Raw genomic sequence first — 13,463 nt, 5'->3', positions numbered from 1 at the left:
GGGCGAAATAGCCCGGAGACGAGCACGAGCGTGAACAACCGCCAAGCGGGGAGGCCCGGCCACCACGGCCGCCGGAACGGAGTCGAAGAAAGTCTGACTGCCTATCTCTGAAAAAACAGTCCAGTTATTTCGAGAGAAGTCCGGGCATTCCAATCTCCTCGCACAATGAGAGGTGACTGAACTCGCTGGACAGGGCTCGCTTATGGGGCTTCGTTGCTTTCTTCAAACTCTCATTCGATTTCATGCGGCTTCAATGGAAAATCTACGGGCTTCCGTAGTAGGCAGAGAACTGACACTCCAAAGAGCATAGTGATGCCATCTTCTCCCGACACCCAAGCCAACGATCAACAGCTTCTTCAACGGGCGCTTGCCGAGCTGCACGCTACAGCTGCCAATTTCGCCAACGTCTGCATTACGGATGCCCGTGTCCGCGCGCAATACGTGACCGATTCGGTCGCTGCTTCGAAAGAGATCGCCCAAGCAGTCCAGGCCGGCAAGATGACCGCTAAGGCCGGCGCCGAACTGGCGCAGGAAATGCGCAACGAGATCATGGAGCTGTCCCGCTTGCGCAGCAGCCCGGTGGGCCGCGCCTATGCCAAGAAGCTCAAGCTCAGCGGCAAGACGCTGGGCGAGCTCGCCGACAAATACGCCAAGGATCTGTTCAAGAAAGCATTTGCCGAGTTGGGCGAAGCGCAACAGGCCCGCGTCTACACCGAAATCGTCAATGCGGCCGGTCGACCGAATCCGAGCGTCATCGCCAAGGCCAAGTTCATCGGGAAGATAGGGCAGCGTCTGGTTCTGGTATCACTGGCCGTCGCGATCTACGAGATCTACGAAGCGGAAGACAAGCCGCGCGAAATCGCGCGCCAGAGTGTCATTGCAGGTGCCGGCGTGGCCGGCGGGGCAGCCGTTGGCGCAGGTGCGGTCGCCACGGGTGTCTGCGCGGCGACGGCGCCTGTTTGCGTTGGCGTCGCGGTGCTGATCGGCGGCCTGCTGTTCGCCACGGGGGCCGATCTGACCTTCGGCACGCTGTATCCGTCCCCCACGAGCCGCTAAGGCAACAGCCCGATGGCACTCACTCCAGAGGAACTGACGCGGCGAGCTCCAGTGTGGATCGCCTTGTCCGATCTGTTCGTCGGCAAGGAGCTTCAGGACTACGACATCCGGTCCATTGCAGATCGGTTGCTCGAGTCAGGATTCACGCTCGACGACATCGAATCGATTCTGCGCGACGAGGTAGCACCGGTTTTTGGTTCCAATCTCGGCGCGCTGGCAGTGACTGAGATGGAAGGCTGGAACGACGCGGCGGTCATCGAAGCCGTTAGTCAATATCTGTCCCATCCGCCCCGGTGGCTGCAACGACAGGTGCTCCAGTGGAAACCGGCAGACAAGTTGGTGGAGTCCCGCTGGCGGACGGTGTTATCCCTGATCACGCGCTGATCAGGGAGCGAAGAAAGTCCGACCATCCCTGAAAAAGCTGTCCTGCAATTTCAGGAAATCCAGACACTTCCGTTTCCTCGCAACCCGACCAGCTCACACATCAATATTCGCCGCCCTCAACGCATTGCTCTCAATAAACACCCGCCGCGGCTCCACCTCATCCCCCATCAGCATCGTGAACACCCGATCGGCCTCGATCGCATCCTCGATCTGCACGCGCAGCAGACGCCGCACGTTGGGGTCCATCGTGGTCTCCCACAGCTGCTCGGGGTTCATCTCGCCCAGGCCCTTGTAGCGCTGGCGGCCGACGCTGTTTTCGGCCTGGCTCATCAGCCATTGCATCGCTTCACGGAAGTCGCGGACCTTCTGCTCCTTCTGCTTGTCGCCTTCGCCCTTCTTGATCACCGCGTCTTCGCCCAGCAGGTTCTTGAAGGTCTTGCCGGCGGAGCTCAGCACCTCGTAGTCGGCACCGTGAACAAAGTCGGCGTTGATCACGCTGCTCTTGATGTTGCCGTGGTGCTTCCGGCTGATGCGCAGGATGTGCTTGTCCATGCGCGCATCGAACTCGGCCGCGACCTCGGCGCCGTGCAGGGCTCCCTTGAGCGCCAAGGCAGAGGCTTCGGCCTGCTCCAGCGTGTCGAGGTTGATCTCGGTGCCGCTGGCCAGCACGCGCAGGGCCTCGGCGTCCATCCAGTTGCCCAGGCGGTCGATGACGTTCTCGGCCAGCACATAACGGCGCGCCAGTTCCTCGAAGGCTTCGCCCTTGAGCACGGTGTCGCCGATACCCGTGTGCAGGGCCGCATCGGCCAAGGCCACCTTGAGCATGAAGCCGTCGAGCTCGTGTGCGTCCTTCAGGTACTGCTCGTGCTTGCCCTGCTTGACCTTGTAGAGCGGCGGCTGGGCGATGTAGATATGGCCGCGCTCGACCAGCTCGGGCATCTGGCGGTAGAAGAAGGTCAGCAGCAAGGTGCGGATGTGGGCGCCGTCGACGTCCGCATCGGTCATGATGATGATGCGGTGGTAGCGCAGCTTGTCCGGGTTGAAGTCGTCGCTGCCGTTGCCGGCGCCGGTCTTGCCGATGCCGGTGCCCAGCGCCGTGATCAGCGTGAGGATTTCGTTGCTGCTCAGCAGCTTCTCATACCGCGCCTTCTCGACGTTCAGGATCTTGCCGCGCAGCGGCAGGATCGCCTGGAACTTGCGGTCGCGGCCCTGCTTGGCGGAGCCGCCGGCAGAGTCACCCTCGACGATGTAGATCTCGCACAGGGCCGGGTCTTTCTCCTGGCAGTCGGCCAGCTTGCCGGGCAGGCCCAGGCCGTCCAGCACACCCTTGCGGCGCGTCATCTCGCGCGCCTTGCGCGCGGCTTCGCGGGCCCGGGCGGCTTCGACGATCTTGCCGCAGATGATCTTGGCGTCGGTCGGGTTCTCGAGCAGCCAGTCGGTCAGCAGGCGGCTGACGATGTCCTCGACCGGCGCGCGGACTTCGCTGGAGACCAGCTTGTCCTTGGTCTGGCTGCTGAACTTGGGCTCGGGCACCTTGACGCTGACCACGCAGGCCAGGCCTTCGCGCATGTCGTCGCCGCTGACCTCGACCTTGGCCTTCTTGGCCAGCTCGTTGTCTTCGATGTACTTGTTGATGACCCGGGTCATCGCCGCGCGCAGCCCGGTCAGGTGGGTACCGCCGTCACGCTGCGGGATGTTGTTGGTGAAGCAGAGGACGTTTTCGCTGTAGCCGTCGTTCCACTGCATCGCGACCTCGACACCGACATTGGTGTTCTGCTCGCTCATCTTGTCGCCCTGGGCATGGAAGACATTGGGGTGCAGGATCTTCTTGCCCTGGTTGATGAAGTCGACAAAGCCCTTCACGCCGCCGGCGAAGGCGAAGTTGTCTTCCTTGGCGTTGCGCTCGTCGATGAGGCGGATCTTGACGCCGTTGTTCAGGAAGCTCAGTTCGCGCAGGCGCTTGGCCAGCACGTCGTAGTGGAAGTCGATGTTGGTGAAGATCTCGTCGTCCGGCAGGAAGTGCACCTCGGTGCCGCGCTTTTCGGTCTCGCCGGTGATCTTCATCGGGCTGATCTCGACGCCGTCACGCTGCTCCAGCAGGCGATCCTGCGGCACGCCCTTGCGGAACTCCAGGTAATGCACCTTGCCGTCGCGGCGCACCGTCAGGCGCAGCCACTTGCTCAGCGCGTTGACGCAGCTGACGCCCACGCCGTGCAGGCCGCCCGAGACCTTGTAGCTGTTCTGGTTGAACTTGCCGCCGGCGTGCAGCTCGGTGAGCGCGATCTCGGCGGCACTGCGCTTGGGCTCGTGCTTGTCGTCCATCTTCACCCCGGTCGGGATGCCGCGGCCGTTGTCCACCACGCTGATGGAGTTGTCGGTGTGGATGGTGACGACGATGTCGTCGCAATGCCCCGCGAGCGCCTCGTCGATGGAGTTGTCGACCACCTCGAAAACCAGGTGGTGCAGGCCGGTGCCGTCGGAGGTGTCGCCGATGTACATGCCCGGCCGCTTGCGCACCGCCTCCAGGCCCTCGAGGATCTGGATGCTGCTCTCGCCATAGCCGGTGTCGGCCAGGGCAGGGGCTGCCGGTTGCAGGGGTTGGTCGTTGGCTTGATCGCTCATGAGGGGCTCGATTCTATCCGTCGGCCTGGGGCGGGGTCGCCGCGTCCATGCCTTGCACAAGACGCCACGGCGGGCCGGGCGGCCCGCCGGGTCGGTGGCGGCTCACTCCGCTGAGCCGCCACCTGGTTTTCAGATCCGCATCGGCATCACTACGTACTTGAAGCCGGTCTGCTCGGGAATGGTCAGCAGCGCGGAGCTGTTGGCGTCCTGCAGTTCGATTTGCACCATCTCCTGGCTCATGTTGGCCAGGGCGTCGACGAGGTAGGTCACGTTGAAGCCGATCTCGATGGTGTCGCCGCCGTAGTCGATTTCGAGTTCCTCCTTGGCCTCCTCCTGCTCGGCGTTGCTCGACGCGATGCGCAAGGTGCCGGGCTCGATGTTCAGGCGCACGCCCTTGAACTTCTCGCTGGTCAGGATGGCGGCGCGCTGCAGGCTGGCCAGCAGCGGCGCACGCCCCAGGATGACGTTGTTCTTGTGGTTCTTCGGGATCACGCGGTTGTAGTCGGGGAACTTGCCTTCAACCAGCTTGGTGACGAACTCCATGCCGCTGAAGCTGAACTTGGCCTGGTTGCCGGCAAAGCGCATCTCGATCGGCGTGTCTTCGTCCTTCAGCAGGCGCTGCAGCTCCAGCACGGTCTTGCGCGGCAGGATGACTTCCTGGCGCGGCATTTCCACTTCCAGCGTCGCGCTGGCCAGCGCCAGGCGGTGGCCGTCGGTCGCGACCAGGGTCAGCTGCTTGCCTTCGGCCACGAACAGGATGCCGTTCAGGTAGTAGCGGATGTCGTGCACCGCCATCGCGAAGTGCACCTGGCCGATCAGGCTCTTCAAGGTCTTCTGGGGCACGCCGAAGCTGGGGCCGAAGTCGGCCGCCTCCTGCACCAGCGGGAAGTCCTCCGCAGGCAGGGTCTGCAAGGTGAAGCGGCTCTTGCCGCCCTGCAGGGTCAGCTTGTTCTGGTTGGCGGTCAGCGAGACGGTCTGGTCGGTCGGCAGCGACTTCAGGATGTCGATCAGCTTGCGCGCGCCGACCGAGGTGTTGAAGCTGTCGGCGTCACCGTCGAACTCGGCGGTGGTACGGACCTGGATCTCGAGGTCGCTGGTGGTGAACTCCACCTGGGGGCCAGTCTTGCGGATCAGCACGTTGGCCAGGATGGGCAGCGTGTGGCGACGCTCCACGATGCCGGAGACGGCTTGCAGCGCGCCGAGCACTTTTTCCTGGGGTGCTTTCAACACAATCATATGAACCTCTTAGATTGGTAGCCGTAGTAGGTGTGGCCGGGTTTTTGTGGACAACGCTATTTTGTCTTGTGAACTCAAGGTTCTAGCTGCATGACAACCATGTGCAGCCGATCGCGGGAAGCAATGGTGCTGTCAGACAACAACTTCCGGAAACGGTCCGCGCCTGTGGATATGTCGACTCTTGTTCCAAAGTTGTCCCCAGCTTTGTCCCTTGACCCCTGGAGCGACTTGATGCTTGAGAGCGCCGAAACCCCCGTTCTACACCTTTCCGAGGTGAACCCCGCGAACGAGGAACGGGGCGCGCGAAGCGGGTCCCGTTTTTTTCGCCTGCTCTCTCTACACAATCGTATGAACCTTTCAGATTGGTCGTCGTAGTAGAAGGGGCCGCCCATCTGTGGAAAACGCGGTTTTATCCAGTGAGATCAAGCCTCTAGCGTCGTGACAAGCATGTGCAGCCGACCCCGTTTTGTCGAAGCGCCAACCGACAACAAGTTCGAAAACGGGCCTTGCCCTGTGGATAACCGGGCACTTGTTCGAAACTTGTCCCCAGCTTTGTCCCTTGACGGGCGGCAGCCCGTGATGCTTGAGAGGCCGCTGTGCATGCCGTTCAGCCCTTCAGCGTCTGCTCCAGCACATGCAGCTGCTGGTTGAGTTCGGTGTTTTTGGTGCGTTCGCCGCCGATCTTGCGCACGGCGTGCAGCACCGTGGTGTGGTCGCGGCCGCCGAACAGCTCGCCGATCTCCGGCAGGCTCTTCTGCGTCAGCTCCTTGGCCAGGTACATCGCGATCTGGCGCGGCCGGGCGATGCTGGCGGGCCGCTTTTTCGAGTACATGTCAGCGACCTTGATCTTGTAGAAATCGGCCACCGTCTTCTGGATGTTCTCCACCGAGATCTGCCGGTTCTGGATCGACAGCAGGTCTTTCAGCGCCTCGCGTGCCAGCTGGATGTTGATTTCCTTGTGCGAGAAGCGCGAGTAGGCCAGGATCTTGCGCAGCGCGCCTTCGAGCTCGCGCACGTTGGCGCGCACGTTCTTGGCGACGAAAAACGCCACGTCCTCGGGCATGACCGCCGCCTCGGCCTCGGCTTTTTTCATCAGGATGGCGACGCGCATCTCCAGTTCGGGCGGCTCGATCGCCACCGTGAGGCCGGAGTCGAAGCGTGAGGTCAGGCGTTCATCGATGTCGGCGAGGCCCTTGGGATAGGTGTCGCTGGTCATGATGATGTGGGCCCGCTTGGCCAGCAGCGCTTCGAAGGCGTTGAAAAACTCCTCCTGCGTGCGCTCCTTGCCGGCAAAAAACTGCACGTCGTCGATCAGCAGCAGGTCGAGCTGGTGGTACTTCGCCTTCAGCTCGTCGAAGGTCTTGCGCTGGTAGTTCTTGACGACGTCGGTGATGAACTGTTCGGCGTGCAGGTAGAGGATGCGCGCGTTGGGGTTGTCGGCCAGCAGGGCGTTGCCGACCGCGTTCATCAAGTGGGTCTTGCCCAGGCCGACCCCGCCGTAGATGAACAGCGGGTTGTACATCTGGCCCGGGGCGCCGGCCACATGCAGTGCGGCCGTGCGGGCCATCTGGTTGGCGCGGCCCGGCACCAGGGTGTCGAAGGTGAGGCTGGTGTTGAGCCGGCTGCGCGAGGCGGCCGACACGGCATGCGACACCTGCGGCGAGGACGGCGCGGGAACCGGTGCGACGACGGCCGCGGCCGGGGTGCCGTTGTAGGCGTGTAGGGCGAGCGCTGCGGAGGGCGCCGCCGCCATCGCGACCTCGGCGGCCGCCGCGACCGGACGCGGCGCGGGCTGACCGTCGCGCGGCGCGAGCGACAGCTCGAGCTTGACGGGCTGGCCGGCCAGGTCGGCCAGCAGCATCTCGATGCGGGGGGCGTACTGGTTGCGGATCCAGTCGAGCTTGAAACGGTTGGGGACGCGCACGGACACCACCTGGCCGGCCTCGGCGTCGGAAACGACGCCAGGCGGGAGGGGGCGGATCCAGGTGTTGAATTGCTGTTCTGGCATCTCCGCCGCGAGTCGCTCGCAGCAGCGCTGCCAAAGGTCGGAGCTCATGTATTTTGTGGAAAACTCTTTCTGGAGCGGCGCGATTCTACCCTCCCGCGGCGAGTTTTACGCCAGTTATCCACAAGGCTGTGCACTGCGTGAAGCCCTGCACAACCCTCTGTCTTGCCGGCTAAGTCGTTGACCACAAAGGAAGATTTTGCTGTAATCGAGGGTTTCCCGAATTCCGGCTTTTTGTTGTCCGAGCGTTGGGCCTCACGGCTCGTGCGTTACGGACAGCCGGGGCCCGCGCCCGTTTCGTCGGGCCGTCCTGAGAGGGGCTTGCGTGCGCCCAGGCGTCGCAGGAGCCGCCGGAGGTCGGAGAAAGCCCCTTGGCCCGCGCTGTGCGGGCCTCGCTTTGACGCCCCGTGAGGGCGTGGTTTGACGCCCTAACCATCCACATCGCGGGTGCGGTCGGGCGCTTGAGGAATCGAACATGAAACGCACCTACCAACCCTCCAAGGTCCGCCGCGCCCGTACCCACGGTTTCCTGGTCCGCATGAAGACGCGCGGTGGCCGCAAGGTCATCAACGCCCGTCGTGCCAAGGGCCGCAAGCGTCTGGCCGTCTGAGGTCGCTGAGCCGGGCCGCGGTTCCCCTTGGAACTGCCGCAAGGACAGCTCCGGCCGCGGCGGGATGAGGCTGTGACGGGCCCCGCCTCGATGCGGCGGCTCAAGCAGAAAGCCGACTTCGAGCGGGCGCTGGGCGCCGGCTCGCCGGCTGTCGTGGCGCGCAGCGCGCACTTCGTGGTGCACTTCGTGCCCCCTGCGGACCCGGCCGAAAGGGCGGCGCCGCAGCCGGTTCCCGAGAAGTTGTCAACAGGGCCTGCCCCTGAGCTGCTTCAGGCTGTGGATGTCTCCCCGGTGACAGGCTCCGGAGCGCTGCGCCGGTCGCACCTGGCCCTGGTCGGCACGGTGCTTCCCAAACGCTGGGCGCGCCGCTCGGTCACGCGGTCCCTGCTGAAGCGCCAGGTGTTCGCTGCCTTCGAACGTGTCCTGCCCACCATGCCTTCCGGGGTATGGGTGGTGCGGCTGCGTGCTGCTTTCGATCGCAAGCAATTCCCCAGTGCCGCGTCCGATGCCCTGAGAGACGCCGCGCGCGCCGAGCTCGACGGCCTGCTGAAGCAGGCCGGGCCGCGTGCCGCCCGCTCGTTGAGCTCGAAAGCCCTTGCACCGGCACCTTGAGCCGGCAGCGTGCACCCTCATCTGACGGCCTGGCGATGATCAAGCGAGCACTCATCCTCCTGGTACAAGGCTACCGCCTGCTGCTCAGCCCCTGGCTGGGCGCGAACTGCCGTTTTCATCCGACCTGTTCGGCCTATGCGCTCGAAGCGCTGGAGCGGCACGGGGCGGCGGCCGGCAGCTACCTGACGCTGCGGCGGCTGGGCCGCTGCCACCCCTGGTGCGAGGGCGGGGCCGACCCGGTGCCCGCCGACGCGCCCCGTCTGTTTTCCCGTTTCGTGACACCGGCCGCGAGCGCCGGCGGCACGACCACCTCTAACAGCGAGTCGTCTCCATGACCGATATGCGCCGCACCATCCTCTGGGTGGTGTTCACGATGTCCCTCGTCCTGCTCTGGGACGCCTGGAACAAGCACAACGGCAGGCCGTCGATGTTCACGCCGGCGCCGCCCGCGGTCACGGCTTCGGCACCGCCGCCCGACGCGGCGGGGTCGGCTTCGCTGCCGGCCGCTGCGGGTACGGCCGCGGGCGGAGGCGCCATCGCGGCCCAGGCACCGGCCGTCGCCGCCGAGAAGCTGACGATCACGACCGACGTCTTCCGTGCCGTGATCGATACCCAGGGCGGCAGCGTCACCAGGCTGGAGCTGCTGCGCTACGAGGACCAGGCCGATGCCAAGCAGACGGTCACGCTGCTCGACAGCTCGGCCCAGCGCACCTACCTGGCGCAGAGCGGTCTGATCAACCGGCAGGACGGCGGCGGTCCCTTCCCCAACCACACCACCGTGATGACGGCCCTGCCGGGCGAGCGCAGCCTGGCCGAAGGCAAGGACGAGCTGGCGGTGGTGCTGGAGTCGCCGGTCGTCAACGGCCTGCAGTACCGCAAGACCTACGTGTTCAAACGCGGCAATTACGCCATCGGCGTCAAGCACGAGGTGTTGAACACCGGCGACCAGCCGCGTGAACCGCAGCTCTACCTGCAGCTGGCGCGCACGATGCCCGCCAACGTCAGCAGCGGCGGTTTCTTCTCGAGCTTCACCAGCCCCGCATCGACCTTCACCGGCCCGGCGGTCTACACCGACGCGACGAAGTTCCAGAAGATCGACTTCGCGGACATCGACGCCAACAAGGCCGAGCTGCCGCCGGCGGCGGACAACGGCTGGGTAGCCATGGTGGAACATTACTTCGCATCGGCTTGGCTGAACGTCCAGCCGGCCCAGCGCGAGTTCCGCGTGAACAAGACGGACAGCCTCTACCGCGTCGCGATGGTGCAGTCGCTGCCGACCCTGGCGCCCAAGGCCACGCAGACGGTGGAAACCACCCTGTTCGCCGGCCCGCAGGAAGAAAAGAAGCTGGAGCAACTGGCGCCGGGCCTCGAGCTGGTGAAGGACTACGGCTGGTTCACCATCCTGTCCAAGCCGCTGTTCTGGCTGCTCGACAAGCTGCACACGCTGATCGGCAACTGGGGCTGGGCCATCGTTGCGCTGGTGGTGCTGCTGAAGATCGCCTTCTACTGGCTCAACGCCAAGGCCTACCAGTCGATGGCGAAGATGAAGGTGGTGGCCCCGCGGGTGCAGGAGCTGCGCGAGCGCTACAAGGACAAGCCGCAGCAGATGCAGCAGGAGATGATGCGCATCTACCGCGAGGAGAAGGTCAACCCGATGGGCGGCTGTTTCCCCATCATGGTCCAGATCCCGGTGTTCATCGCACTGTACTGGGTGCTGCTGTCCTCGGTGGAGATGCGCGGTGCGCCCTGGGTGCTGTGGATCACCGACCTGTCGGTGAAGGATCCGTTTTTCGTGCTGCCGCTGCTGATGACGGCCTCGACCTTGCTGCAGACCTGGCTCAACCCGACCCCGCCGGACCCGGTGCAGGCCCGCATGATGTGGATCATGCCGCTGGTCTTCTCGGTGATGTTCTTCTTCTTCCCGGCCGGTCTGGTGCTGTACTGGCTGACGAACAACCTGCTGTCGATCGCGCAGCAGTGGTTCATCAACAAGCGCCTGGGCGTGCTGAAGTAAGCGGCCGCCCCTGAGCGCGCGACGCCCCGCGGCCGCAAGGCCCGGGGCGTCGCTGCTTGAGCCTCTTGTCGCGCAGGGCCCGCCCTGCTCCACAATCCCGACAAAGTCCGACACCACCATGCTGAGCCGCCATCTCGACCCCGTCGTCGCCATCGCCACCGCCCCGGGACGCGGCGCGGTTGGCATCGTGCGCGTGTCCGGCAAGCAGCTGGGCGGCTTCGTCGAGGCGCTGCTGGGGCAGACGCTGAAGCCGCGGCATGCGAGCTACCTGCCTTTCAAGGACGGCCAGGGTCAGCCGATCGACCACGGGCTGGCGCTCTATTTCCCGGCCCCGCACTCCTACACCGGCGAGGACGTCCTGGAGCTGCAGGCGCATGGCGGGCCGGTGGTGCTGCAGTTGCTGCTGGCGCGCTGCCTGGAGGTGGCGAGGCAGCACCTGCCCGCGCTGCGCCTGGCCGAGCCGGGCGAGTTCACCGAGCGGGCCTTCCTCAATGACAAGCTCGACCTGGCCCAGGCGGAGGCGGTGGCCGACCTGATCGACGCGAGCACCGAGGCAGCGGCGCGCTCGGCCAGCCGTTCGCTGACCGGGGTGTTCTCTCAGCAGGTTCACGCGCTGCGCGACGGCATGGTGCACTTGCGCATGCTGGTCGAGGCGACGCTCGACTTTCCGGAGGAGGAGATCGACTTCCTCGAAAAGGCTGATGCGCGCGGGCAGCTGCGCCGGCTGGCGGAGACGCTGGCGGCTGTGCTGGACCGCGCGCGCCAAGGGGCGCTGCTGCGTGAAGGCATCAAGGTGGTGCTGGCCGGGCAGCCCAATGTGGGCAAGAGTTCGCTGCTCAATGCGCTGGCCGGGGCGGAGCTTGCGATCGTGACACCCATCCCGGGCACCACCCGCGACAAGGTCAGCGAGACGATCCAGATCGCCGGCGTGCCGCTGCACGTGATCGACACCGCCGGGCTGCGCTCGGACGAGGCGGCTGCCGACGAGGTGGAGCGTATCGGCATCGCGCGCACCTGGGCCGAGATCGCCGGCGCCGACGCGGTGCTGTTCCTGCACGACCTGACGCGGCTGGGCCAGGCCGACTACGACGCTGGCGATGTCGACATCGCCCGGCGCCTGCCGGCCGGCGCGCGGCTGGTTCACGTGTACAACAAGGTCGACGCGGGGCAGGAGCCGGCGTCGGAACCCGGCGTGCGCCACCTTGCCTTGTCGGCGAAGACCGGCGAGGGTCTCGACGAGCTGCGTGCCTTGTTGCTGGAACTGGCCGGTTGGCACGCGCAGCCCGAAGGCGTTTTCATCGCGCGCGAGCGGCACGTCCAGGCACTGAAACGTGCGGCCGCTCACCTCGACCTGGCCGGCGAACATGCCTCGGCCGCGGACCAGGCGCTCGATCTGTTCGCCGAGGAATTGCGCCTGGCCCACAACGCGCTGGGCGAGATCACCGGTCAGTTCAGCGCCGACGACCTGCTCGGCGAAATCTTCAGCCGCTTCTGCATCGGCAAGTGACCGACCGGCACCCACGGACGCCCGCTTGAGGGGGCCGAGGAGCGCGGCCATTGTGGCTGCGGCAAGCCACGCCTGATAATCGCGCGAGTTGATAGGTACAAGGACGTGCCGGCGCGGTCACGGCTCGCCCGTCAGCGGCGCATGAGGGGGAAGCAAGATGAACTTCGACGAACTGGTCACCGCGATTCATTCGCTCAACACCCAGGACGCCTTCCGCGCGCGCCTCGACGCGCAGCAATGGCGCACGGTGTCGCAGTACCTCACGCGGCACGAGGTGCGCACCGGCGATCAGGTGATCCGCCAGGGCGATCACGACCGCACGATGTACTTTCTCGCCCAGGGCTCGATGCAGGTCTATGTGAGCGGCGGCGCGCCGGGCGCGAGCAAGGTCGCCATCCTGCGGCCGGGTGCCGTTTTCGGCGAGCCCAGTCTGTTCGCCGATGTGGGCCGCAGCGCGAATGTGGAAGCGATGACGCCCGGCCTGATCTGGGCCCTGCGCCTGCCGCGCTTCGAGGAACTGGCGGTGCGTGTGCCGACCATCGCGCTGGAGGTGCTGCGTGCCGCCGGTGCCGTCATGACGGCCCGCATGCAGGCCTCTCTGACCAAACAGATGCCGATGACCTGAGCGCTCGGCGGCACGGCGGGCTGACCGGACCGGGTCGCCGATGCCGCCGCAGCGAAGGCCCGGCTCAGTGGCCTTCGAAGGACAGCAGCGTGAACAGCGGCAGCCCCGCGGACCGCAGCCGTTCCGAGCCCTTCAACTCGGGCAGGTCGACGATGGCCGCGCCCTCGATCACGGTGGCGCCCAGGCGCTCCAGCAGGCGCTTGCCGGCCATCATGGTGCCGCCGGTGGCGATCAGGTCGTCGATCAGCACCACCTTGTCGCCGGCCTTGACAGCGTCGGTGTGCAACTCCACGGTCGCCGAGCCGTATTCGAGCTCGTAGGTCTCCTCGACCGTCGTGAACGGCAGCTTGCCCTTCTTGCGGATCGGCACGAAGCCGACATTGAGCTCGTAGGCGAGCACCGAGCCGATGATGAAGCCGCGTGCGTCCAGCCCGGCAATGACATCGGGGCGGACGTCGAAGTAGCGGTGCACGAACTGGTCGATCAGCACACGAAACACCTTGGGGCTCTGCAGCAGCGGCGTGATGTCACGGAACTGCACGCCGGGCTCGGGCCAGTCAGATACGGTGCGGATGTGGCTCTTGATGTAGGCGCGGTCGTCCATGGTGGGGCTCCGGATCGGGGGAGATGGGGTAAAGCGGGGGAAGCGGAGGAGGCGGCGAGCGGAGCGGCAAGGCCCAGCGTCCGGGCGCAGGCCGCCATTGTCGCGCGAAGCCTCTGCCGCGGGCAGAGCAGCTGCGAGACGCGGGGCTTTTTTCGTTGCCGTCCCGGGCCCGGTGCCCGGTGGTTTGT

At 65.5% G+C, this 13,463-nt stretch carries 12 protein-coding genes; 8 read left to right on the top strand and 4 right to left on the bottom strand.

Annotated features, from left to right (window positions below; all coding sequences use genetic code 11):
* Positions 1-312: 312 nt before the first annotated feature.
* Both OOT46_RS11265 and OOT46_RS11260 read left to right on the top strand, forming a co-directional pair.
* Positions 313-1,056 carry a hypothetical protein gene (locus OOT46_RS11265; protein ID WP_265403694.1) on the top strand — a complete coding sequence of 248 codons (744 nt, stop codon included), beginning with the start codon at positions 313-315 and terminating at the stop codon, positions 1,054-1,056.
* Between the two features lie 12 nt (positions 1,057-1,068).
* Complete coding sequence (locus tag OOT46_RS11260; protein WP_265403693.1) at positions 1,069-1,440, top strand: hypothetical protein; 372 nt, start codon at positions 1,069-1,071, stop codon at positions 1,438-1,440.
* A gap of 93 nt (positions 1,441-1,533) precedes the next feature.
* Here OOT46_RS11260 and gyrB read toward each other — a convergent pair whose 3' ends face one another.
* The 3 genes from gyrB to dnaA form a co-directional block, all read right to left on the bottom strand.
* Complete coding sequence (gyrB, locus tag OOT46_RS11255; RefSeq protein WP_265403692.1) at positions 1,534-4,062, bottom strand: DNA topoisomerase (ATP-hydrolyzing) subunit B; 2,529 nt, start codon at positions 4,060-4,062, stop codon at positions 1,534-1,536.
* Positions 4,063-4,191: 129 nt separating this feature from the next.
* Positions 4,192-5,298 carry a DNA polymerase III subunit beta gene (gene dnaN, locus OOT46_RS11250; RefSeq protein ID WP_265403691.1) on the bottom strand — a complete coding sequence of 369 codons (1,107 nt, stop codon included), beginning with the start codon at positions 5,296-5,298 and terminating at the stop codon, positions 4,192-4,194.
* A gap of 607 nt (positions 5,299-5,905) precedes the next feature.
* On the bottom strand, positions 5,906-7,354 hold the full coding sequence (dnaA, locus tag OOT46_RS11245; protein WP_265403690.1) for a chromosomal replication initiator protein DnaA: 1,449 nt from the start codon (positions 7,352-7,354) through the stop codon (positions 5,906-5,908).
* 424 nt (positions 7,355-7,778) lie between these two features.
* Here dnaA and rpmH point away from each other — a divergent pair, with 424 nt between their 5' ends.
* The 6 genes from rpmH to OOT46_RS11215 all read left to right on the top strand — a co-directional run bounded on the left by rpmH (position 7,779) and on the right by OOT46_RS11215 (position 12,671).
* A complete protein-coding gene (rpmH, locus tag OOT46_RS11240) occupies positions 7,779-7,913 on the top strand; it encodes a 50S ribosomal protein L34 (RefSeq protein WP_047197195.1) in 135 nt (44 codons plus the stop codon).
* 72 nt (positions 7,914-7,985) lie between these two features.
* Complete coding sequence (locus tag OOT46_RS11235; protein ID WP_265403689.1) at positions 7,986-8,525, top strand: ribonuclease P protein component; 540 nt, start codon at positions 7,986-7,988, stop codon at positions 8,523-8,525.
* Positions 8,526-8,560: 35 nt separating this feature from the next.
* The gene (gene yidD, locus OOT46_RS11230) at positions 8,561-8,860 is read left to right on the top strand and encodes a membrane protein insertion efficiency factor YidD (protein WP_265403688.1); all 300 of its coding nucleotides are present in this window, start codon (positions 8,561-8,563) and stop codon (positions 8,858-8,860) included.
* Positions 8,857-10,539, top strand: coding sequence for a membrane protein insertase YidC (gene yidC / locus OOT46_RS11225; RefSeq protein WP_265403687.1), 1,683 nt, complete (start codon positions 8,857-8,859; stop codon positions 10,537-10,539). Before yidD ends, yidC begins: the two co-directional genes overlap by 4 nt.
* A 118-nt stretch (positions 10,540-10,657) precedes the next feature.
* The gene (mnmE, locus tag OOT46_RS11220; RefSeq protein ID WP_265403686.1) at positions 10,658-12,046 is read left to right on the top strand and encodes a tRNA uridine-5-carboxymethylaminomethyl(34) synthesis GTPase MnmE; all 1,389 of its coding nucleotides are present in this window, start codon (positions 10,658-10,660) and stop codon (positions 12,044-12,046) included.
* Between the two features lie 157 nt (positions 12,047-12,203).
* Positions 12,204-12,671, top strand: a complete 468-nt coding sequence (locus OOT46_RS11215) for a cyclic nucleotide-binding domain-containing protein (protein WP_265403685.1) — start codon at positions 12,204-12,206, stop codon at positions 12,669-12,671.
* Between the two features lie 64 nt (positions 12,672-12,735).
* Here the strand turns inward: OOT46_RS11215 and OOT46_RS11210 are convergent, their stop codons facing one another.
* Positions 12,736-13,275 (bottom strand): adenine phosphoribosyltransferase, encoded by a 540-nt coding sequence (locus OOT46_RS11210; RefSeq protein WP_265403684.1) that lies wholly within the window; start codon positions 13,273-13,275, stop codon positions 12,736-12,738.
* Positions 13,276-13,463 lie beyond the last annotated feature (188 nt).

This window comes from Aquabacterium sp. A7-Y (genome assembly GCF_026153205.1).
In the GTDB taxonomy this organism is placed as follows: domain Bacteria; phylum Pseudomonadota; class Gammaproteobacteria; order Burkholderiales; family Burkholderiaceae_C; genus Caldimonas.
Note: the sequence above shows the minus strand (reverse complement) of the source record. Positions and strands in the feature narration are given on the sequence as shown.